We start from the raw sequence: 22,682 nt of genomic DNA, 5'->3' as shown, positions 1-22,682 counted from the left end.
GTATTAAATTACACCATGACACTTTTTATATTTTAAGCCAGAGCTACAAGGGCATTGTTCGTTTCTTCCAACTTTACCAAATGACTTTTTGCTTTCTTCCAGGTGTGCGATTTGGGATAGATGTGAAATCAAGTCAGTCTGGTTTTCGATTTCGGTGCGCTGTTCGCGGCTTAACCCCTTGTTATATGGATTCAGATTTTTAATTTCTGAAGCTGCATCATTATGTAATCCGCAATAAGCGAGAATGACAGCATATTGACTTCTCACCTGCACCATCCTGTTTATCAAACCCGCTTGATTTACAACAGGTAAAATATGTTGCTCAACTACCTCTTTAGCTCCTTCATAATCTTTCCTCGCAACAAATTCATCAGCCAAATCTTGCCCGACTCGAACCATGGAGTCTGGAGCCATTGTCATATTGTAGAATTTCATAGCATGAATGCGCGTAAATGAGGTATTTTCACCAAGCTCATCTAAAATCCGAGCGTAAAGCTCCAATGCATCTGCTAGGTGTTTGATATGCTCTTGTACATTTTCAGGTCGATTGATAATCGTCCATAACACATCTGAATTTTTGCCAAGAACGTCTTTAGGGGTAATGCCCAAAATATCATAATACTCTCCAACGACTTGTTGGCATATCTGCTTGGCTTTTCTGTATTTTTTGAGCTTCCACAACGCAATAGCATAGTTATAGTTGAATATTCGTTTGTGCTCAGCATCAGGAAGTTTCGTCGAATACTCTTCTTTCAGTCGCTCAACCTCTTGAGCCTTACCATTTTCGGCGGCAAGTAATATTTTTTTCATGCCAAAAGCTACGTGCTCACGATAACTAAACTCATTTTGTACAATCAGATGTTCCATCGCTTCAAGTCTTGGTGGAGCGTCTTGAAAATGCCCTTCCCTAAAAGCAGAGAACACTAATCCATCCAGAGCCCAAAACTTATGTTCTGCCCCTAAAACATCGGAGTTCAGAGCCGATTCTATACTCGCCATAATATCTGTATTGATACCCATCTCATAAAACAACTCTTCACCTGATATTGAGATAAGTGCCATAACGTCATTTAGTTTAATAAAAACCTGGATCAGCAATGCAAATCTAGAAGTGTCACGATCTTTATGTAAACTTGAGATAATAAGATCTTTTAAAGTGATTAAACTTGTTTGTATCACCTCCTCATCTAACAGGTTTAAATGAATTAATCCCAGAGCTCTCAGAGAGTCATGCACTTTCAGCGTTTTATTCCCAAAAGCCTCTACAGCTCCTGTGGCTCTCATTTTTTTAAGATATATGACAGCTTTATTTGTTAGTATATTTAGCGAGTGACTGAGCAATGTAACTATTTCATCCGTGCTTAATCCGACGTCAGCCAAGCTAAATATTGCAAATGAATCTTGAATTACTTTATCTAAGCCTTGATAAATCCGTGAGAGAATAATTTCTTGTGCAGTTTCTGTGCTGCATTTTTGTTGTGTTAAGTCTGCACACAGCGTATCAATATTGTTTTCGTATTCTGTAGAAGCTAAATTTGCAGCGCTTTGAACATAAAGTGGAAGGCCTCCAGTATAGTTTTTTAAATTTTCAAAACCTTGAGGAGTCCCGTATCCTCCCAGCATATTAACTACAGCTGCTATAGAATCAATATCCCAGCCCTTAAGTGTTTCTCTATTTATACCCATAAGAGATTCTAATTCTCTAACGCTCTCATTCGGCTGACAAAGGAGTACAAAGTGAATCGATTTAGTTGAGTTAAATAAGTTTCTGATAGTTTCAGCAGGGATACGGTGTGAGTTATCTATAACGAGAAGGATATTGGTCCCTTGCTGCGTAATATATGTATCAAAGGTTCTTAAAGCATCGTAGCCACTCACACCTGGAAGAAGTATTTTTCTAAATCCATCATTGTCTGAACCTGCGAATTTAGCAGCAAGTTCACGTACCAAAGTACTAGCGAGTGCAGGTGCAGGTATATCGCCAGTGTCATAGTAAGCACAAAGCTGTGAGCTATGGAGAGCTGCTTGTGCTGCCCACGCAGTTTTTCCGGAACCGGATAAGCCACAAATAATACGTATTCGTTCATTGGATATGAGAGTTGGCTCACACATTTGAGCCACGTAATTTTCTGGCGGCTCAGGAAAGTCTTGTAATTGAATCAGTAATTGCTCAAATAACTTAGGTAAGTTCCTAGTTTGAAATACATGTGACATGTCCTGCGAATCGCCTGTGGCTGCTAGCTGCACAAGTCCCGCCAATTTCCAGATAAGTGAGTCAGGTGACAACAATGAAAACTTCAATTTTTGGGCTTGCGTAGTGCACCATTTTGCAGCTTCAGAGAGTGACTCCCACGCTGGGGGGAGAGCAGGATCGCAACCAGAAGGCGCTTTTGGTGAGATAAATTTAATATCACCAGGAAATAGTTTGTTATTGATGTTTTTCTGAAGTTGCGGACTAGGCTCTTGATTAGCTATCAATACAAATAAAGCTTCTCCTTTCCTATTTCCATCAGTATGCTCCTTACGTAGTATGTCAAAGCGTTCTATAACCCCAGAGACATCGCTAGGGATTATCGGCTTAGAACGAGTTTTCACTTGTATGTATATTCGTTTCTTTTTACTTAAAAGCTCTATGTCTTCATCTAATTCAACTATTGTTGACTCTATGTTTGCCTCTTGAGCTAATAATAAACAACCAACAGTATATAAATGTTGATACAAGAAACCTCTATGTACTGCCTCAATTCGAGTTAGCTGAGCTTCATCAAGAACATCGAACGAGTGTTCACTTTTTTTATCAAGCATATGAACTATATTTCCGATCTAAAGTAATGAAACAGTTAACTGACAGGATCAATTAAGCCTCTTTTACGCCAACGGTTTCCATTGACTAAGGATTCAAATTTAACTCCATTTGATAGCTCTAAATTGTCCGCATGATCGGTAACAATAATTTGCGGGCTAAAGCCATTGCTTGATTCAAGTTCATTACAATAGATAGATAGCTGACTAAAAAGGTTCTCAACCGCCTTAATATCTTCATCGACGGGACGCTCCTTCTCAGTTCTTTGCTTAGCTTCCGTGCTTTTTTGCTCATCAAAGGTATCAGCGTTATCACGTGTGAAATTAGGAAAGTAAACTTGGGTTGGCTGATCTAGGAATAATAAAGAAGGTATCGCACACTTGCTTCCTAATTCAGCAAAATATTTATGTAATGCTAAAAATAACGTTACATGGCAGTAAAGCCAGTTTGCACCACTACCCATTGAACGCAGGTAAATCTTTTCGCCTTTAGGTGTTAAATGATAAAGGTCAAAAGTCTCAAATGAAAAATGGAGATTAATTGGCTTGTAGCTTGTCTCAAATTCAAAATGACTGCCTATATCAGTCATATATTTGTTTACCTTTATTGATGCATTTTTTAATCCCTTTTCTACATCATATTCTTTAAGGCTTTCGTTGATTTGCTTTAATTGTTTTCGTAGTACTTTCAAGCTCTTTTCTATATCAGAATCGTCAGACATGTTTAGCGAGTCTAAAAGAGCGAAAAGTTTCGCTTTTTGCATAATGATATTTTCATAAAGGCTTTTGTTTTTAGCTATTTTTTCTTCTGTGGCTTCAACATCTTCAATTTGTTTACTTAAGGCCATCAATTCGTTGTTTAAATGCTCGGTATCGCGCTGAATAGTCACTAGTGAGGATTCGAACTTTGCTTTCATAGGACGAGCTTGAGCAAGGTTGCCAGACACCTTTGTGATAGCTTGCTGTAGCTTTTCTGCACTTTGTTGTAGCGTGTCTTTTTCAGTTTTGCAAAATGGACACACAGAAGCTGAAATATGAACGTGTGTTGGTGTACTAAACTGCTTTACGTTATTAGAGAAGCGTTCTTCTTCTCCTATATGTTTGTTAATTGAGGCTGTTTGACGTTGTAATCTTCTTAACTGAGACGTCTTCTGGGTGCGCTCTAGTTTTAATTGATTATACCGTTGAGTAATAGCATCGGAGTTATGGTTGATCTTCTCCGGCACTATTACTTCATCAAGTTCATCTTTCGCATTTTGCGGGTGGCGAAGCACTTTTTCCAATAAAAGCGGCTCTTCTTCAAACCCCATCAAAGCATATAGTTGACTCAACTCTGGGCCGACTTTTTGTTTGTAGCTGTCTACTGCGCGTTTGTTAGTTTCTTTACTTCGCTCTAAACGTCTAACTTCTGCGGTTAATCGCTCTTTCTCTTGTGATAGATGAAAGAACTTTTGATTGACTAGCCCTAAAAATATCTTGGTATGCTCAATAGCCTGATCGCGCTTTTCCTTTTCATCGAATCGATAAAATAGCGCATGTTTATTAGCAACCAAGTTTTGATGTTGAAGCATGAATGATGAAAAGCTACGAATAGATGGTCGAGGTGCTTTTTGATTAAATCGCCTATTTGCTCTAGCTGCTAAAGATTCATCGACATCATCAATATCTAAGAAAAATTCGTCTCTTATATAATGTTTAAAGTCTTCCAATGGTCTAAAGTAGTTAGCGCTAAAATAGTGTAGTTGAATTTCTTCTGTATTGAATGGCTCTATTCTACGAAAAAAAGCTTTAGTTGGAGTCTTAGGATCGCGCGCAATCACCATGCTTTTGTCATTAACAGCAAGTGCTACGTAATAAATGGTAGCACTATCAGTGATCACTCCTTTAGGTATGGTGTTTTCACCACTGCCAAAGCAGTAATCAAATATTTCAATCAAGGCACTTTTACCAGTCGATGACTTTCCGGTAACAACATTTAGCCCTGCTTGAAAATTAACAGGGTGTTTGACTCCTTGATTATCAATCACGCCAATTTCATGAATAAGGGTTTTCATCGCGGTTTCACTCCTAAAAACGCATAAATCTCGACCACTGAGTGACCGCTAAATAATTGACCTAGTTTTTCTGCACATTTTTTTTGGGTAAATACTGAATTAGAACTGTCACTTTTACTTAAAGACAAATTATTTTCATCGACTGATAGCCAGTCGTTTATTAAGCAATATTGAATACATTGCTCTGTTAATTTTTGTAAACCGTCGATGCGTTCCTGAAGGTCGTAGAGCAAGTCTCTGTGTTTGATTTTCTCTTGGTTAGGTTTCAGGATAGAACTTTTATACTTATCTCTATCAAGCTCCGTTTTAAGCTTTGTTTCGCCATTAAAAATGGTGAAAATTGTGCTATTAATATTTGAACTGTTCAGCTTTAGAGAAAAAAATGAATGGCTGCACAACGGAATCACTAGTTGAGCGAGCAACAAATTGTTTTCGGATTCATCTAAACATGTATAAAAAGAGGCGAGATAAGGACCATACTCAAATGGATTGTATTTTAATTCGTATAAGGTATCGATGATGCTGCTCATGGCTTAACCCTCCATTTTAAATCTAATTTGTCATCGTCCATGGCGTCATGGATAAGGCCATTTCTAAAAACAAGATCTGGATTCGGGTAGCCTTCGATGCCGAATGGAGTTTCGCTGATTACTTGATCGTATAAATCTTGTGATATGTCTACTGGACAACCTTTTTTTCGACAAGAACTGCGATATTTTGCAGAGAATGTTTTAATCCATCGTTCTCTATATTGATTAACTACTCCTCTGAACTGAGGGTAGCCATTTAATTCCTCAATTACCGCATTTCTAAGTTCAAGCCAGCTGCCTACAGCGTCTGGTAAAACATCTTCATACTTAATCTCAATGATTTTTCGTGCAAAAAGCTCTGTAATATATGTATCTACTTCGTTATCAGTTGCGTCTCTGGCGTCGAAATCAGGAATAGTAAATAAAGTCGGCCCCCATTTTGCTGTTAATGCTTCTCGTTTTTGGTCAAACGCAGTTTTATCTATTACCCATTCGATATCATTTGCTTGTTCATAGATAAAGCCTATTAAACTTTCAGCAAAAGCCTGTCGATTGGACGGTGGAATGTAGCCACTGAGCTTATTAAAGTAACTTTTTTTCAATGTATCTAAATCAGCTGATTCAGTATGCAATACAACTTTTTCGAGTATATCTAGCAAATTTTCACTAGCCTTACCTATCACATACTTTTGTAATGTTATGATTTCTTTTGGCTTTTTTGAATTTCGTTCTTTTTCTGGGCGAGCGATAAAAATATCTTTTAATGTTTGTAAGCGTTGCTGTGCTGTTTTTTCATTCCAGTCTTTCAATTGAGTAGTTGCACCAAAAGCTTGAGTTGTATGTAACACCAAAATGCCGTAGTGTTGGTGTTTAAACTCTGGGGCTAGCCAGTTCTTGAGTGTTTTCCACAAGTTTTCGTGGTGATCGGTAAGTGGTGCTTTATAGTTTTTAACTTCAGTTTGAATTGAAGCAGATGTATCGGGCGAAGTTATGCTTACATCACCGTCTTTTTCAAACCAAACAGATTGTCCTTCTTCAAGCGAAAAGCATTTATCTAGTCCAATCAACATTTGGTAATGGAAGGCTAAGGCTGTTGTTAATGCTACATTTTTTGGTGGGCTATTACTCATTATCATTCCTAGAATTCATCGTCCCTAAATTAGCCTAGTATTAATACCTGCAATCTTAAGTCTCGTGGTTAAGTTTCGCATTTTACTAAACTCTGTACTAAGACTTTGCTTTAACCCTACTTCCTCACAAAATTCTTTAGCAGTGATGTGCTTTAACTCAACAGCAAACTTGATCATTTGTAGATGAAGCTCAGCCGTGTACTGGTTACGAGATGATTCAGCCAAAGCCAGTTTTATTTGCTCAAAAATCGCTTTATTAGACATTAGTAAGGATTAGATTTTGACCGTTTAGTTAAATTAGCTAATTTAGAAAAAAGATGCAAAGACTATTTGGTTTCTGCTTTGATATAATTGAGCAAGTAAAAATAGTTCAAACTTAATGGCGAACTGATTTTATAGTCTCTGTTTAGTGTTGGAGGTAAGGCATTATGGAATTTTTGAAAACGTTAGAATTGGTTGCACTTAGTAAGGCGGCGCGTAGTTCTCAGGGGGGCGATTTAATCTTAAAAAGCTCGTTAGCCTCCACTAAAAAAATATGCGCTAAATACTCAATTCCGTTTATAAATGTAGATGTCACTATCCCCTATGTGGAGCGAAGAACGTTATTAGATAAAATAGCCAGAGATCATGGATTAACGTCAATTCTTGATATGGACACTATAGGTAAGAAAACAAGAACTGAACGTGCTGAAACCAATACCAATGAAAAGTATGCGGCTAAGTCACCAAACGATGGTTATGTATTAATAAAATCACAAGTTAACGTGTTGAGGCATATTAACAACCCTAACTGGACTTGTATTAGAGTTAATCATAATGAGATTAACTTAGACTCTATACAGCGCGTTATTGTAGTAGAAAATTTACAAGCATTTGACCAAATTTTGCAATCTACCAATGAAATTAATGATTTGGATTTGGTTTTATATCGTGGTAATGGGGTTAGTGTTAAGTCAGTAACCGAGTTTTTGACTAAACTGGAAGGTACTAATATACAGGTAATAGCTTGGTGTGACTTTGATCCTGAAGGGATTAAAATTGCAGCAACAATGCCAGCGGTGTCTCAATTAATTGTGCCTAAATTAGCTGAGCCGGAATTAATGGAGGAACTGGGAAAAATAAACCAACCTGATTTATTTTTAAAGCAATACCGTGTAATTAGTTTTGTAGAAAAAATACAAAAACAATGTGGCTCAGAAGAGCTCAGTCATTTACTTAAACGAAAATTAGCCATTAGCCAAGAGCATCAAATAGCGCATAAACTTAAGCTACATGTTATTAATCTAAAATAATGTCCTGTAGTTTCATTTTAAGGGGCGGTAAATACATAAGAAGAGTTCTTGCTTAACTAATCAATGTTTCAATCAAAATATACTAAAAACGTAATAATCAATAAATATACTAAATAAGTAATATTTGTAAAATATACCAAATGTGTAATAATTAAAAAATATACTAAATTGGTAATAAATATTATGAAATTTACGACAAACATTCAGCTTGGCGTGTTAATCGCGAACAAGCGTAAAAAGTTGGGATTAACCCAAACCCAACTATCTGAAATGTGTGGCATAAATCAAAAAGACATCTCTCTTATTGAGTCAGGAAAAAGTCGTCCTGACATTGAACGATTGTTACCTATTCTCTCTAAGTTGAAGCTAGAAATGCAGCTGGTGGATAAAGAAACAGATAAACCTACCTACACAACTTCTTGGTAACTATTATGGATACCTTGTATTGCTACATGAATGGAATAAAAGTGGGTGAGCTGACAAGAAATAAACATCATGCTTTGTTTTTTACCTACTCTGCCACTTGGTTAAATAGCCCGTATGCTCGAGCAATATCTCTGTCTATGCCGTTGACGGCTAAACGTTATTCAGGCGATGTGGTGGTTAATTATTTTGATAATTTATTACCCGATTTACCAGAGATAAGACGAGTAGTACAAACACAAGTTGGGGCTGACTCTATTGAACCATTTGATTTGTTAACCGCTGTTGGTAGCGATTGTGTTGGTGCGTTACAACTGTTAACTCATGATGGTACAAACGGGGTTACCGGACTTGGCGATAAACTGTCAGACGATGAAATTTGCGTTATTTTAAAAGAATTAGAGCATAAGCCGCTTGGAGTTGATAAAGGACAAGAATTTAGGCTGTCTATTGCTGGCGCGCAATCAAAAACCGCATTGTGCTACAAAGGTGGTAACTGGCATAAGCCTATAGGTGAAACACCCACAACCCATATTTTCAAATTGCCAATGGGGAGAGTGACCGACCAACATATAGATTTTAATGACAGCTGCGAAAACGAACACTACTGCATGACGTTAGCTAGAGAGTTTGGATTGGATACGCCAAACTCAATGGTAAAAAAGTTTGGCGATACAAAAGCATTTATCGTTGAGCGATTTGACCGAAAATTCAATTCAGATGAGGGCGTGACATATAGACTACCTCAAGAGGACTTTTGCCAAGTATTTAATGTAAATTCAGGTTTAAAATATCAAAGCCAAGGTGGTATAGGGATAGAGAAAATCTATAAAATGTTATTGGGCTCTGATAACGACAAAGACTTAAAAGACTTCATGAAAGCTCAAATATTTAACTGGCTCATAGCGGGAATTGATGCGCATGCAAAAAACTACAGTGTATTTTTATTACCCGGTGGAGGTTTTAAGCTAACGCCATTTTATGATCTGTTGTCTGCTTATCCATTATTTGATAATGGACTTAATTACCGTGATGTTAGTTTGGCAATGGGGTTGCGCAGTACTAACGGGCTAAAATATAAATGGCGTAAAATTCAAACAAGACATTTTTTTCATACTGCAAAAGAAGTGGGATATTCTTTAGCAGATATGCAACAAGACATTGAAATGTTTTACGACACGGCAACACAAGCGATGGAAAATGCCACTAACAAGGTTTTAAAAAATAATAAGGACGGTGATTACTCTTGCATTGACTCTGTTAATGCCGGCATAAAAAAAATCATTCAAAGCAAAGTTATTGTAAATCCATTTGAAAAATAAATACTGAGTCAAACAATAATCATCTAAGCTACTTGTTTTTAAAGGTTTAAGTGCAATATAACGTGAAACTATTACTTTAACTGAGAGATACATGACTGAATTACTAAAAAACCTACAATGGCGTTACGCCGCAAAAAAAATGGACTCAACTAAACCGGTTAGCCAGGAGAAAGTTGACTATATATTAGAGTCTATTCGATTAAGCGCTAGCTCTAGTGGTTTACAGCCATATGAGGTTTTTGTTGTAACCAATCCTGACGTTCGTAAACAAATCGTACCGCATGCTTGGAACCAAGCGCAAATTACTGATGGTTCTCATTTATTAGTTTTTGCTGCGTGGGATAATTACACGGCTGAACGCATTAACACTATGTTCGATTTAGTTAACGAAAAACGTGGTGGTACTAATGAAGGTTGGGAAAACTACCGTCAAATGCTATTAAATACTTACCCACAGCGTGATGCTCAAATCAACTTTGAACATGCTGCTCGCCAAGCTTATATCGGGCTAGGTTCGGCGCTTATCGCGGCCGCTGAACAGAAAGTCGACAGCACGCCAATGGAAGGGTTTGTTCCTGAACAAGTTGATGCAATCTTAGGCCTTAAAGAGCGTGGTTTAAAATCAGTTATCTTATTACCTCTAGGTTATCGTGAGGTGGAAGGTGATTGGTTAGTTAATTTAGAGAAAGTACGCCGTTCAACACAAGACTTTATTACTGAAGTTAAATAACTAGATAGCTTAGAATAAATACTTAACGACATAAGTCGTAAGTCACAAAAAAATACGCTGAGCAAATAAACTGCTCAGCTTTTTTTATGCCTGATTTTAGCAAAGTGAAGTGATCGTCTAAATGGTGTTTCAAGCTAAATACAACAGGCTAAATTTATTAATAACATTATGAATATATAACAAACATTTAGGTACTTGTTTTTATTTTTAGTCAGGCTATTATCGAGCTAGACATTAGAGGAAATAATGAACAGAAAACACATCATTAACATCTTTAAGAGTAACGTACTCACCTTCCCAATTTAAGCCGAACGTAACAAATACGTTCGGCCGCTTTTCCTATGCATCATTTTTAATAATCAGTCCGGTTGGAGATATCGCCGTGCTTATGTCTATTTCTAGGTTTTGCAAAACCTTAATTTGCCCATTAAACCCAATGTTTCATAACTCAAGCTACCGAGTGTTAATGGACCCAATGGCGCTTTGTTTATTACTTAGCCGTTTGGAATCCAGTAATAGCCAAACATCCCGTTTGGAAAATCGAGCAAGAGTTGGCAGCACTGTAATACTAAAAAACGTATCGACTAACGAGAAAACTCAGTTACACATTGGTGAAGTTGCAATGCCAAATTCCGTTATGGAAGTGGTTCCGTATACCTCAGTTTTGGGGTGTGAATTGTTGGGGCTTCGCCTTGGCGAGGTTGCTCGTATAAAAACCGCTATTGGTGTCGTAAAGTGGAAAGTGATTTCTATAAATACCGAGTCGTTTATTTAATCTTTTTATTAAATCAGACGTCATTATTGGGCTCGGTTGAGCCCTTTTTACCTATCTAAATATAAGAAGTGATTATGGAAAAACAACCAGAGATTATTATTTCAACTGTTGATTTAGAAAAAATTGAATATCAACTAGAACGCAGTCAGTTGTCAGAAGAATTAATGAACGCGCTAGAAGAGGAGTTAGCTAGAGCAAGCATAGTAGCTCATAAAGAGATGCCTGTTGGTGTTGTAATGCTTGAAAGCCAGGTGACGTTTAAGGTGGTAGCAACGGATCGAACTTTCACTAAGACTTTATGTTTACCAAACGATTTGAGCAAATATGAAGATAGCATTTCTATCTTTGCACCTATTGGCTCGGCGATACTTGGTTTAAGCGCTGGGCAGAAGATTTCATGGCAAATTCAAGGTAAACCACAAGCGGTTGAAATTGTAGAAGTGAATAATAAATGAGCGATTTTAGTTGGTTATTATAATTCGTTTGGAGTTAGTAATGATGGCGACTTAAGTACCCGAATACAGATATATATGTGTTGGGGGAGGTGGGGAGATAGCCTTATGAAGAACCAACCTTATTGTTATAATTAGAATAAGGTTGGATATTTATCGATTTGCGGAATTTGTTGTTATAAAATTGCGCCATAAACCATTTATAAAAAGGAAAGTTTAATGGTCATTCATCATTTAAAGTGGGCAATTATCTTTGCTGTCTTCATTTGCATCAGCCCAATGTCCGTTAAGGCTCTCGAAATAAAAGTCGGTATTCTTGAGTCAGATAAAGCCAAACAAGAGCAGTATTTGTCTTTACTCAATAAGGCTTACCCAAATAGAACTATTAGTATTGAGCCTAAACAATCTCCTGCGGTGTTATTAGAATCCTTAGCTAAATATGAGATAGACATCATCATTCCTTGGTACCCAAGGGCCAATATCAATGTTCTAGAGTCAAATTATACATTAGCGGCTCAACCAGAAGTGGTACTCAGTCATCGTCAAAATATAAACTTGAATATCACCAGTAACTTAGCAAAATATCGATTTGCTGTGGTTGACGGTCTCAATATAGAAAGTATCCGAGGTGTGGAAAAAAATGCGATAACAGTCGATTCCTATGAAGAAGGGTTGCAACAGCTAACCTTAAACAAGGTAGATGGGGTTATCCATTATCAAACTAATAAAAATTTAGATGGTATTGCCACTTTGTTATTAATACCTGAGCGTCAATTAGTGGCCGCATTTGCTAAAACCATTGTGGGACGAAAATTAAAAAAACAATTTGATCATTTCTTAAATCATGATCAAAAGGACTCAAATAGCAGTGAAATAAAACCAATTGATATCTATTTTGCAGGTCGTAAAAGTGATTATGGCGTGGTTGATGGGTATGAGTTAAGCCCTTATCAAACCATGTTATTTTCTGGCATGAAGGACTATCAAGTTAATATCAAATGGTTAGATAATTTCACAACATATCTTGATGGTCCCGCAGCTCAAAACAGCTGTGGGATGATGTTTATAAAAAACCAAGAAAGAGAAGCTAAGTACAATTTCAGCCGACCGGTGAATTTTTCAACTGGCATACGTTTATATTCTCTAATGCCGTTAAATATACCTGAGCCTGTTGCACTATCTACATTGGTAAAAATCCATCCTAGTTTACAGCTAGGTTATGGGGCCAGTAGAAGTTATGGTGATTTGGATAGCGAAATTGAGTCATTACCTTTTTTTAATAAAATAAGTTACAACACTTCGAATGAGGTTATATTAAAACACTTTATTAATAACAAATTTCAATTATTTTTAACCTTACCGGATCATGCCATGCAGGCTAAGTTGCCTATTAAAGTTCATGGTTATGAGTTACAGAATTCAGCTCAATTTATTGATGGTCATATTATGTGTGGTCGGTCAGACTTTAATAGCGAATTTCTCGATAAGTTAGATAAAAGCTTATTGAACTTAGCCAAATATAAACAGTTTTTTGATGCCCAATTAACCTATTTACCAGAAAGTGAGCACAAACATTTTGCTAAGTATTTTAAGCAGATCTATCCTTGACCAGGCTCAGCATCGCGTTCATCTAATATTGATACTTGCAGTAAAGCTTCAATCACATCTTCTAAGGTAATAATACCTTGCACTTCACCGTATTCATCCACAACTAATGATATATGCGCTCTTTGTGTTAGTAATTTATTAAACAAAAGAGGTAAAGATAAGGTTTGGGATACGGTTAAAATGGAATTAACCAATTTAGAAATACGATAGCCGGGTTTTACCCTACTGTTGGCTAACATAACATCCGTTTTTAATACGTAACCTATGATGTCATCTGGATTTTGATCAAATACTAAAACTCTTGAGTAAGGCACAGAACCATGTTGTTTGCAGTATTCTTCTACCGTAGTGTCTTTGTGTAAACGGAACACTTTTGCTCTTGGTGTCATCACTTCACGTAAAGAAATATCTCTGAAGTTTAATAGACTTTGAATAATATCAGACTCACCTTTATGCAAGGCGCCTGCTTGTAAACCCAACTTTGCCATGGCTTCAATTTCAGAGCGCATGTAGTGACTTTCATCGTCCTTTTGTTTAAATATCTTAGTGACCAATTCAGACATCCACACAAATGGTTTTAATATCCAAACTAAATAGGTTAATACCGAGCTTACAAAAGGAGCGAGTTGTCGCCAATAGTTAGCGCCTAATGTTTTAGGAATGATCTCAGAAAAAATAAGCACAAATAACGTCATAATGGCTGAAGCGATCCCAATGGCCGAATCCCCATAGATATGAGATGCTTGTGCGCCAACCCCAGCCGCGCCTGCGGTATGAGCAATCGTATTTAAAGTTAGAATGGCGGAGAGTGGTTTATCAACTTGCTGATTTAATTTACTCATACGTTTGGCCGCTTTCACATTGCTTTGAGTAGCAATATAAGCGGGGGTAAGACTCAATAACACCGCTTCCATTATTGAACATACAAATGAAATTAATATTGCGACAAGCGCAAATACTAATAATAAAAACATAAAAATTCCTTTAACTTGCAACCAACAATTGCGAGTTAGTTTCTGAGCTGAATAAACCTAAGTAATGACTATATATTCATTAATAGGCAGCATTTCAACAAAAACAGGTTATTAATATCAATTAACTTAACAATGACTAAAGTTAACTTGCTGTCAGCACCATGAAATAGCTCATAACTAGAAGTGAGTATTTCTAATGGATTCTTTTTTTTGCCCAACCCTGTATTATTCACGGCTAGTCAAAGTAGGTAGTTTTAGTAGGCCGTTTTAATGTGGTTAAATGAAGAAAAAATAAGTGATTTAGTGATAAAACATTACAGAGCTTGTTTGCTTAACACTTGCCCTAAACATGTGGTGATTGATAACTTATTTAATGCCGAAAAACTCGATGCGATCATTCAGTTGCTTTCACAACCTCAGCATTGGCAAACTCAACAACATTCTTATTCCGAATTATACGTTGATCCCCAACACTGGCATGAAGTGACAGAACAAGAGCGTTTTGTGCAAAGAGATTCTTGGCAACCTGATATAGATGACAATACAAAAATTGGTACTGATTTAGCTCAAGAGTTTTTAAGTTTTTTACGAGGACAAGAATTTATGTCCTTGTTATCAAAAATATTTAATGTGCAGATAACGGACATTCATGTTGCTGAACCTAGCATTAATACCAATTACTTTCGCCTAGGGAACCATGATTTTGTATCTCAACATGCTGATGATTCTCCTGGAAGAGAAGTGTGCATGTTGTTGTATTTAAATAAAAACTGGCAAACTAATGCGGGTGGAGAATTGGTGTTTTTAGGTAAGACTGATAACCCATTAAGTATTTCGCCTTTGTTTAATCGTTGTGTGTTGTTTGATCCTAGCTCAGAAGGGTCCGAACATTGGGTAGCAAGTTTAAATCCCGAGAATACAGCGCAGTATCGATATAATGTTACGAGTTGGTATTGGTCTGAGTAGCATGATTAACGTTTCCAAAATTCAACTATGGTTCTAATATTTAACAAGAAAGTTAATATTCAGCGGTTGGATTATCTGACAATATCAAATATATTAACTCAGTCTATTAGGTCACTTTGATTGTGAGCCGAACGTATTATGTTGTTCAATCTGTCGGTGTACAAAAAAGGAAGTGGTTTTGAGAGTGTACTATAGCTTTTTGATTGTTATTTTTAGCCTGTTATTAAGCGCTAATGCCATGGCAATGATGGCTAATGAATTAACCGTAGGATTGTTAAAAACTGACAGTACCGCAGAGAAAAAATATTTATCCTTGTTACAACAAGTTTATCCCAACCATAAAATAACAGTTCAACGCAGTGATAATGCTCCGGCGTTATTAGAACAACTCATAACATATGACATCGACTTAATCCTTCCTTGGCAACCATATATTTATAAAAATGTGCTGCAGTCATTTAACTCTGTTAGTGCTACTGAAAAAGTCATAGTCAGTTACTCTTCGAATCTCGAATTTAACCAAACAACGGATATGAAGAAATTCAAGTTTGGTATGGTCGGAGATGTAGATACGCAAAATATTAAAGGACTTGATGACAATGTCGTTCAAGTATCCAGCTTTCAAGCTGGTTTAAGCTTAGTTAATAAAAAACAGTTAGATGGCATCATACATTATGTTTCTGATGCAAAAACGACTGAAAATAACTTATCTCAACTAGCATTGCTCCCTGCCAAAAATAACGTTGTCGCATTCAGTAAAACCATAATTGGCCGTCAACTGAAAGAACAATTCGACGCTAGCTTAAACCGCCAAAGCGATCCTGTAATTCAAGACCAACGCCCCCCTTTTACTATCTATTTGTCTGGTAAAACGAGTGACGATAATTATGACTTAACTCACTACACCAGTTTGATTTTATCGAGCATGGGGGGTTATAACATTTCGCTTGAGTGGATGAACAACGCGACTGAATACTTTAACAGTGCTGGGGCAAATAACAGTTGTGTGATGACCATGTTAAAAACACCAGAGCGATTACAAAAGTTTGATTTTAGTGAGTCAATTAATTTAACTTTGGGCCAGCGTTTATATTCATTAACGCCCATTTCTAGCCCTGAACCTATTTCATTAACCACGTTAATAAATCAAAGTGTAGACTTACGATTAGGCTTTGGGGCGACTCGTAGTTATGGTGATAAATTGGATGATGAGATCTCAAACTTATTGTTTAAAAATAAAATGGCATACGACTCATCTCACCAAGTGTTATTAAAACATTTTGCTAATAAAAAGTTTGAGTTATTGATCACATACCCCTATGACTTCATGCATTTTGATGTACAAGAAAAAATGTATAGTTATGAAGTTCAAAACTCGCCTAAATTTATAGAAGGTTACTTAATGTGTGGCCGATCTAATTTGAGTAATCAGTTTTTAAAACAGTTTGATCATGCGTTAACGGAACTGACTCAATATAAACAGTTTTTTGATTCACAACTGCAATATTTGCCAAAAAGTGAATACACACTTTTTGCCAAATATTTTAAGCAAATATACAAGTAAGCCTTAGTAAAAAATTAACATTCCGCTTAAGTTTGTTATAAACCTTGACCATAAATAAACCCAAATATGGTTAAGTGTTTGCTTTTGTATTAGTCGTTTAAAAGCCCTTAGCTAGGCTTATGTTTATGTATTGATAACATCATTAAGCGCGTCATTTATCTGTTCAAATTTAAATTGATAACCGGAAGCCAATGCCTTAGCTGGCACTACTTTTTTACCACTTAATAATAATTCTTGTCCCATTTGGCCCATTAGTAATTTAATTAACCAAGCTGGTATAGGCAACAAAGTAGGACGATTGACGGCTAAAGATAGTGCTTTAGTAAATGCCGAGTTAGTAACAGGAAATGGCGCGGTACAATTAATAGCTCCATTTATATTCTTGTTTTCGATACACCATGTTATTAGTCCCACCATATCGTCTATATGAATCCAAGGCATCCATTGCTGGCCAGATCCAATCTTACCGCCAAGTCCTAATTTAAAAGGCGGGAGCATTTTATTTAAGGCTCCACCCTTTTTGCCTAATACAATTCCAGTTCTCAAGAGGCAAGTGCGAATACCTAGTGCTTGTGCTGCCAATGCCGTAGTTTCCCATTCCTTACATAACGTACTGGAAAAGCTTTCATCGCCTTTAGCTGTTTCATTTATATCTTGGTTTGTTGTGTTGATACCATAAAAACCAATTGCTGACCCACTAATGAATAATGAAGGTTTTAATAGGGTGTTCTTAAAGTAATCTATAAGGTGAGTTGTTGTGTTAATACGACTATCTTGTATTTTGCTTTTTTGCGAATGTGACCAACGTTTGTTGGCGATAGGTTCACCAGCCAAGTTAATGACAACGTCAAACTGCATAGAGTTATCGATTTGCGTTACATAGGTTATGTTAGAATGATTGCGCTTGATTGAACGTGATACCACAACGAGTTTGTGTCCACCCGCTAATAAATAAGAACATAACGCATTACCAATAAAGCCAGTCCCCCCAGTTATAAGAATGTTCATGAATTTGACTCCTGTAGTGAACGAGCAATAGGTAAATCGCGCTTGTTTTTATTCAATGCCACAACACAACCACTAATTAACATACTCTCTATATCCCTAGTTGGATCACAATAGAGTCAATTAGCAATAACCGTAATGGATGGTTTTATGTAAATCATATATTTGTTGTGGTGAGTAAAACTGGGTATTTTTTGGTAGATTAAATAAATATTAATTTTTATTAGTTCAGATCAAATTTATATTACCGATATACCGTTATGGTTTATTGCTTATATCCGACAAAATATAAATATATAGTAAGATTAATATTGTTGGATGTTAGTAAACATTAGGAATGCAATTGATTAATAAAACGTCTGCTGTTAATACTCTTAAAAATGAAGTTATTGAACGCCTAGAATTAGTGATTAATTCAACTGGGGCCGCAATTTGGGACTGGCAAGTTCAAACCGGAGACGTGACGTTTAACGACCGCTGGGCAGAAATTATTGGTTATAGCGTTGATGAATTGCAACCTATGCACTTTAACACTTGGTCTAGCAGCATTCATCCAGATGATTTTAAAGCAGCAGAGTCAAAAATTCAGGAACATTTTCGCGGAGAAACTGAGTTCTATGAAGTTGAGGCTAGGATGAAACATAAGTTGGGGCACTATGTTTGGGTTCTTGCTACTGGCAAGTTAATAGAATGGGATGATGCCGGACAGCCTCAGAGAATGATTGGAGCTCACTTAGACATCAGTCAGCGGAAACACAATGAAGAACAATTGTTAATTAATAGCCAGCTATTAAACGAATCTCAAAAAATAGCAAAAGTTGGAGGATGGAAACTCGACTTAACAACAGGTGATTTATTTTGGACGGATGAAACCTATCGTATCCATGATACATCGCCAGAAGAATTTAACCCTACTGTCGATGCGGGTGTTGGTTACTTCTTGCCAGAGTCTAAAAAAATCATATCCGAGGCTTTGGATCAGGCCATTAATCAAGGTATAGGTTACGATTTAGAATTAGAAACGTACACGACGAAAGGGCGACTAATCGATGTCAGAACAACTTGCTCAGTCACCTTGGAAAATGGCACTCCCGTGCGTCTCACAGGTATTTTTCAAGATATTAGTCTGCATAAATCAGATCAAAGAAAACTTAAAGAAAATAACATTGCCTTGGAGAAAGCGAATTCAGCGTTAGAGTTGTCCGCTCATTATGATTCCCTCACGGGATTTCCCAATAGAAATCTATTATCCGATCGATTGGAGCATGCTTTAATTAGAAGTAAACGGAACAAAAAAACGGTTGCCATTGCGTTTATTGATTTAGATGAGTTTAAAGTTATTAATGATACTCATGGTCACAATGTGGGTGATGAGTTATTAAAAAAGGTAGCCAACAACTTAATGGGGGCACTGCGAGCTGGCGATACACTATCCCGTATCGGTGGAGATGAATTTGTTGCTGTGATTGAAGAGCTCACCAATACGTCTGAAAGTGAGCCGATAATTGCCCGTATGCTCGAATCTGTGTCCGGAGTACTTTTGGTTGAAGGCAAGTTAATGAAAATTTCAGCCAGTATTGGAGTGACATTTTATCCTTCGGATAATGCCAGTCCAGATCAGTTGCTCAGGCATGCCGACCAAGCTATGTATATTGCTAAACAGAAGGGAAAAAATTGCAGTCATATATTCGATATTGAAAATGATGTTGCAGTTAAACACTTAAATGAAGAATTAAGCCGGATTGCCCAAGCGTTAAAAAACAATGAATTTACCTTGTATTACCAACCCAAAGTCGACCTCAGAAATTATGAGATCATTGGGGTTGAAGCATTAATACGTTGGAACCATCCCGACAAAGGTGTGCTTGTTCCAGATTTATTCTTGCCTACTGTAAAACACGATATGTTAGATATTGAAATAGGTAAGTGGGTCATACACACCGCAATGGAGCAATTACAAAGCTGGCAAGCGCTTGGTTATGATATTCCCATCAGTGTAAATATAAGTCCGCTGCATATTGAACACGCCGAATTTGTAAATGACTTAAAAGACATTCTTGCTCAATACCCCAGTATTAATCCAAAACTGCTTGAGTTTGAAGTTCTAGAAAGCAGTGCGCTTAACGACATAGAATTGGTATCTAAAGTAATGAAAGACTGCAGTGAATTAGGTGTATGTTTTTCTATTGACGACTTTGGAACAGGTTATTCATCTTTGACCTATTTAAAACGTTTACCCGCTAAGTATTTAAAAATTGATCAGTCATTTGTCAGGGACATGTTAATCGATAAAGACGATAAAGCGATCATTCAAGGTATTATTGAGCTCGCAAAAGTGTTTAATCTAAACATTGTTGCCGAAGGGGTAGAAACGCCTAAACATGGAGAGGCGCTGTTGGCCTTAGGTAGTTATGTTGCACAAGGTTTCGGGATTGCAAGACCAATGCCTGGGACCAAACTATTGAGTTGGATTGGTGATTGGAAGCAACATCCGTGTTTAATTGACGGAAGTGAATAAGAAAACTGAGTGGCAATGTATAACTTGAAAAGCGCATTTACGGTACGTATTTTAATGCTTTGTCGACTTTCAGCAAAAGAACAACTATTCTTATAGTTATTAAATATTTAGTGGTTATGACAATAGAGAATATAGAGCGTACATGGTTTTTCAATCAACACATAAAATTTTCATATTATACCTAAGCATTGTAATAGAGTTATTTGCTTTACTATTATCGTCCTCAACATTTGCGGCTGATACCATAGAAATTGAGCAACGCTTTCGTCAACTCGAGCATTCAGAGCTCATTGGTGGTATGGACAAATATCGTGAAAAGCTACTGGAACTTCAGTCTTGGTTAGACCCCAATAATAACAAACAGCAAAATCGTTATAACGCCTTAGATTGTTGGGTGACGCAAGCCGATACTGCAGAATTACTGCAGTCTGCCATCATTAAAGCTAATAAATACCTTTCAAAAGCACAAGAGGACGGGGACAAACGAGCCCAGTCTGATTTAACTCTATGTCGTGGGGTATTCTATCAATCAGCTTCGGATGATGTTTCAGCGGAGCGTGATTACAATACCGCTTTGAATCTAGCGACTGAAATAAATAACATCAAACTGATTGCTGATTCGTTGTCGACTCGAGCATCGTTAGCCGCTCTTAAAGGTGATTTAGCCCAAGCTCTGGAAGACTTTCAACTTGCACAAACCAACTATGAATTAGCCAACATCCCTTACTGGGCTTATTATAATTTAAGCGAAATAGGGAACACTTATCGTCGTATGGGGGACTTTGAACGAGCATTAAGTCTGATGGATGAAGTTGAACAATTTTATGAACAAAGTGGGAATTTACAAGCGGTTAATGATAATCGATATATACGTGCGTTGATCATGGATAATTTAGGCAATCATTCACTAGCGCAAGAACTCTACGCCATTTTGTTAGCCGATGCGTATAAAAAGGGCGATGAAAAATTAATATCGTCAATGCTTGTTACTATGGCTGATTCACTGCTGCAAGCAGATAAAACGTCAGAGGCAAAAAGCCGACTTAATGAGGCTGAGCCAATGTTAGACCCTCAATTCGATCCCAATAATTGGTCGTTGTGGCATTTATTTAGTGCCAAATCGGAGTTTACAGATGGCAACTACGAATCCGCGTTAGCACATATAAAAAGCGCAGAGCCACATGTGAGTAGTCAAGATAATTATCGTTACTTGGCATGGATTCAGAACGTAAAGGCGAAAACATTGGCTGCACTCGGTGATTGGCAACAAGCCTATAAAGCAAATGTCGCCTATAACAATACACAAGAGTTACTAGCAAGCAAACTGCGCGAACAAAATACCACGCGCATGCGTATCGAGTTTGATGCTGCAAGAAAAGAAGCGGAAAACAAAACACTAAAAGCTGAACAGTCAGTCCAGAAAGCATTATTACAGTCATTAGAAGAACGTAAACGTTGGCAAGCTCTAGTGATTGGTTTATCACTAATTTTATTAACCTTAATATTAATTTGGGCATATCGACAATTTAAGCGTGCTCGTTTAATGCATAAAATGGCCATGACCGATGAATTAACCCGACTTCCTAACAGGCGCAGCATTCAGGCTAAAGCATTGCAGGCTATGAATGCAGCTCGTGAAGCCCAAACCCCAATGAGTTTATTAGTATTTGACGTTGATTACTTCAAACGTATTAATGACACTTGGGGGCATGAGGTTGGAGATCGTGTTTTACAAAAAATATCAACGGCAGCGCAACTTGTTATGCGTAAAAACGACAGCGTAGGTCGTACTGGTGGTGAAGAGTTTATGGTGGTGTTACCTGACTCTACATTGGACAGTGCCACAGAGGTGGCACAACGCTTATGTGACTGTGTTGCTGCAATAGATATGCAAGAGATTGATGATAATTTAGTTGTGACCATTAGCTTAGGAGTTGCTCAACTCACGGAGGTTGATACAACCGTTTCCATGTTAACCCAAAGAGCAGATAATGCATTGTATCGAGCAAAAGATGCCGGGCGAAACCGAGTTGAGGTTGAGAGGTAATTGTTATTTTATCATTACCTCTAACTAATTTGTATGAACTGAAATTAGCTAGTTAAATCAACGCTAATTAGGATTCAGATAACGTAATTACAACTATATACTTTTAACATCCCCTTTTACTTCACCTTTGAAATCTCATTGCAGTTCATATACATCACCTGGTAAATGCCCAGTCGTATAAACAAAAGTGGGATATACAACACTTCACTTTAATCCCAGTTATATCCATGTTCATGTTTGTGAGTTGAGCAACTAACTTAATTATAAAAATATATAATGTATGGTGTTAGACAAGGTGTCCTAGAGTGATGTTTTTGAGTCTTGTCTGTTGGTACATCTGATGACACATTAAAGTTAGGCTTTAGCAATATTGTATAAAACTAATTGAGATGCTCAAGTGTAAGTATTTATAGGTGTATGGGGGATTGCAGGCATAAAAAAAGATGTTATAAACGTCTTGAGTTGAAATAATGGTGCCCCAACCCTCCCT

18 protein-coding genes are annotated in these 22,682 nt (G+C 37.1%); 11 read left to right on the top strand and 7 right to left on the bottom strand.

Annotation, left to right across the window (positions count from 1 at the left end):
* Window positions 1-3: 3 nt before the first annotated feature.
* Genes KO505_RS08975 through KO505_RS08955 form a run of 5 tightly spaced genes read right to left on the bottom strand, consistent with a single transcriptional unit; the run spans window position 4 to window position 6,780 of the window.
* A complete protein-coding gene (locus KO505_RS08975) occupies window positions 4-2,805 on the bottom strand; it encodes a dsDNA nuclease domain-containing protein (protein WP_216055439.1) in 2,802 nt (933 codons plus the stop codon).
* Window positions 2,806-2,840: 35 nt separating this feature from the next.
* Window positions 2,841-4,856: a DUF3732 domain-containing protein gene (locus KO505_RS08970; RefSeq protein ID WP_216055119.1), complete on the bottom strand. Its 2,016-nt coding sequence runs from the start codon at window positions 4,854-4,856 to the stop codon at window positions 2,841-2,843.
* Window positions 4,853-5,386: a three component ABC system middle component gene (locus tag KO505_RS08965; RefSeq protein WP_216055118.1), complete on the bottom strand. Its 534-nt coding sequence runs from the start codon at window positions 5,384-5,386 to the stop codon at window positions 4,853-4,855. Before KO505_RS08965 ends, KO505_RS08970 begins: the two co-directional genes overlap by 4 nt.
* Window positions 5,383-6,516 carry an adenylate cyclase gene (locus KO505_RS08960; protein WP_216055117.1) on the bottom strand — a complete coding sequence of 378 codons (1,134 nt, stop codon included), beginning with the start codon at window positions 6,514-6,516 and terminating at the stop codon, window positions 5,383-5,385. The genes KO505_RS08965 and KO505_RS08960 overlap by 4 nt, the downstream gene beginning before the upstream one ends.
* Before the next feature lie 24 nt (window positions 6,517-6,540).
* A complete protein-coding gene (locus KO505_RS08955; RefSeq protein ID WP_216055116.1) occupies window positions 6,541-6,780 on the bottom strand; it encodes a transcription factor in 240 nt (79 codons plus the stop codon).
* Window positions 6,781-6,944: 164 nt separating this feature from the next.
* On the opposite strand from KO505_RS08955, the gene KO505_RS08950 reads away from it, so the two are divergent.
* The 7 genes from KO505_RS08950 (at window position 6,945) to KO505_RS08920 (ending at window position 13,118) form a co-directional block, all read left to right on the top strand.
* Window positions 6,945-7,808, top strand: coding sequence for a DUF2399 domain-containing protein (locus KO505_RS08950; protein ID WP_216055115.1), 864 nt, complete (start codon window positions 6,945-6,947; stop codon window positions 7,806-7,808).
* A gap of 183 nt (window positions 7,809-7,991) precedes the next feature.
* Window positions 7,992-8,234 carry a helix-turn-helix domain-containing protein gene (locus tag KO505_RS08945; protein WP_216055114.1) on the top strand — a complete coding sequence of 81 codons (243 nt, stop codon included), beginning with the start codon at window positions 7,992-7,994 and terminating at the stop codon, window positions 8,232-8,234.
* Between the two features lie 5 nt (window positions 8,235-8,239).
* A complete protein-coding gene (locus KO505_RS08940) occupies window positions 8,240-9,553 on the top strand; it encodes a HipA domain-containing protein (protein WP_371819983.1) in 1,314 nt (437 codons plus the stop codon).
* Between the two features lie 91 nt (window positions 9,554-9,644).
* On the top strand, window positions 9,645-10,283 hold the full coding sequence (locus KO505_RS08935) for an NAD(P)H-dependent oxidoreductase (protein WP_216055112.1): 639 nt from the start codon (window positions 9,645-9,647) through the stop codon (window positions 10,281-10,283).
* Window positions 10,284-10,671: 388 nt separating this feature from the next.
* On the top strand, window positions 10,672-11,058 hold the full coding sequence (locus KO505_RS08930; RefSeq protein WP_252731724.1) for a GreA/GreB family elongation factor: 387 nt from the start codon (window positions 10,672-10,674) through the stop codon (window positions 11,056-11,058).
* A gap of 74 nt (window positions 11,059-11,132) precedes the next feature.
* Window positions 11,133-11,513 carry a nucleoside diphosphate kinase regulator gene (gene rnk, locus KO505_RS08925; protein WP_216055111.1) on the top strand — a complete coding sequence of 127 codons (381 nt, stop codon included), beginning with the start codon at window positions 11,133-11,135 and terminating at the stop codon, window positions 11,511-11,513.
* A 216-nt stretch (window positions 11,514-11,729) separates the two neighbouring features.
* Complete coding sequence (locus tag KO505_RS08920) at window positions 11,730-13,118, top strand: hypothetical protein (protein WP_216055110.1); 1,389 nt, start codon at window positions 11,730-11,732, stop codon at window positions 13,116-13,118.
* On the opposite strand, the gene KO505_RS08915 is transcribed toward KO505_RS08920, so the two are convergent.
* Window positions 13,109-14,092: a CNNM domain-containing protein gene (locus KO505_RS08915; RefSeq protein ID WP_216055109.1), complete on the bottom strand. Its 984-nt coding sequence runs from the start codon at window positions 14,090-14,092 to the stop codon at window positions 13,109-13,111. The genes KO505_RS08920 and KO505_RS08915 overlap by 10 nt on opposite strands.
* 270 nt (window positions 14,093-14,362) lie before the next feature.
* Here KO505_RS08915 and KO505_RS08910 point away from each other — a divergent pair, with 270 nt between their 5' ends.
* Both KO505_RS08910 and KO505_RS08905 read left to right on the top strand, forming a co-directional pair.
* Entirely contained in the window at window positions 14,363-15,058 is a 696-nt protein-coding gene (locus tag KO505_RS08910; RefSeq protein WP_216055108.1) for a 2OG-Fe(II) oxygenase, read from the top strand.
* A gap of 178 nt (window positions 15,059-15,236) precedes the next feature.
* Window positions 15,237-16,622 carry a hypothetical protein gene (locus tag KO505_RS08905; RefSeq protein WP_216055107.1) on the top strand — a complete coding sequence of 462 codons (1,386 nt, stop codon included), beginning with the start codon at window positions 15,237-15,239 and terminating at the stop codon, window positions 16,620-16,622.
* 123 nt (window positions 16,623-16,745) lie between these two features.
* Here the strand turns inward: KO505_RS08905 and KO505_RS08900 are convergent, their stop codons facing one another.
* Complete coding sequence (locus KO505_RS08900; RefSeq protein ID WP_216055106.1) at window positions 16,746-17,630, bottom strand: TIGR01777 family oxidoreductase; 885 nt, start codon at window positions 17,628-17,630, stop codon at window positions 16,746-16,748.
* 340 nt (window positions 17,631-17,970) lie between these two features.
* Here KO505_RS08900 and KO505_RS08895 point away from each other — a divergent pair, with 340 nt between their 5' ends.
* Both KO505_RS08895 and KO505_RS08890 read left to right on the top strand, forming a co-directional pair.
* A complete protein-coding gene (locus KO505_RS08895) occupies window positions 17,971-20,145 on the top strand; it encodes a bifunctional diguanylate cyclase/phosphodiesterase (protein ID WP_216055105.1) in 2,175 nt (724 codons plus the stop codon).
* 142 nt (window positions 20,146-20,287) lie between these two features.
* On the top strand, window positions 20,288-22,192 hold the full coding sequence (locus KO505_RS08890) for a diguanylate cyclase (RefSeq protein WP_216055104.1): 1,905 nt from the start codon (window positions 20,288-20,290) through the stop codon (window positions 22,190-22,192).
* Window positions 22,193-22,682: the final 490 nt, after the last annotated feature.

The organism is Psychrosphaera sp. F3M07 (assembly GCF_018860345.1).
Classification (GTDB): Bacteria; Pseudomonadota; Gammaproteobacteria; order Enterobacterales; family Alteromonadaceae; genus Psychrosphaera; species Psychrosphaera aquimarina.
Note: the sequence above shows the minus strand (reverse complement) of the source record. Positions and strands in the feature narration are given on the sequence as shown.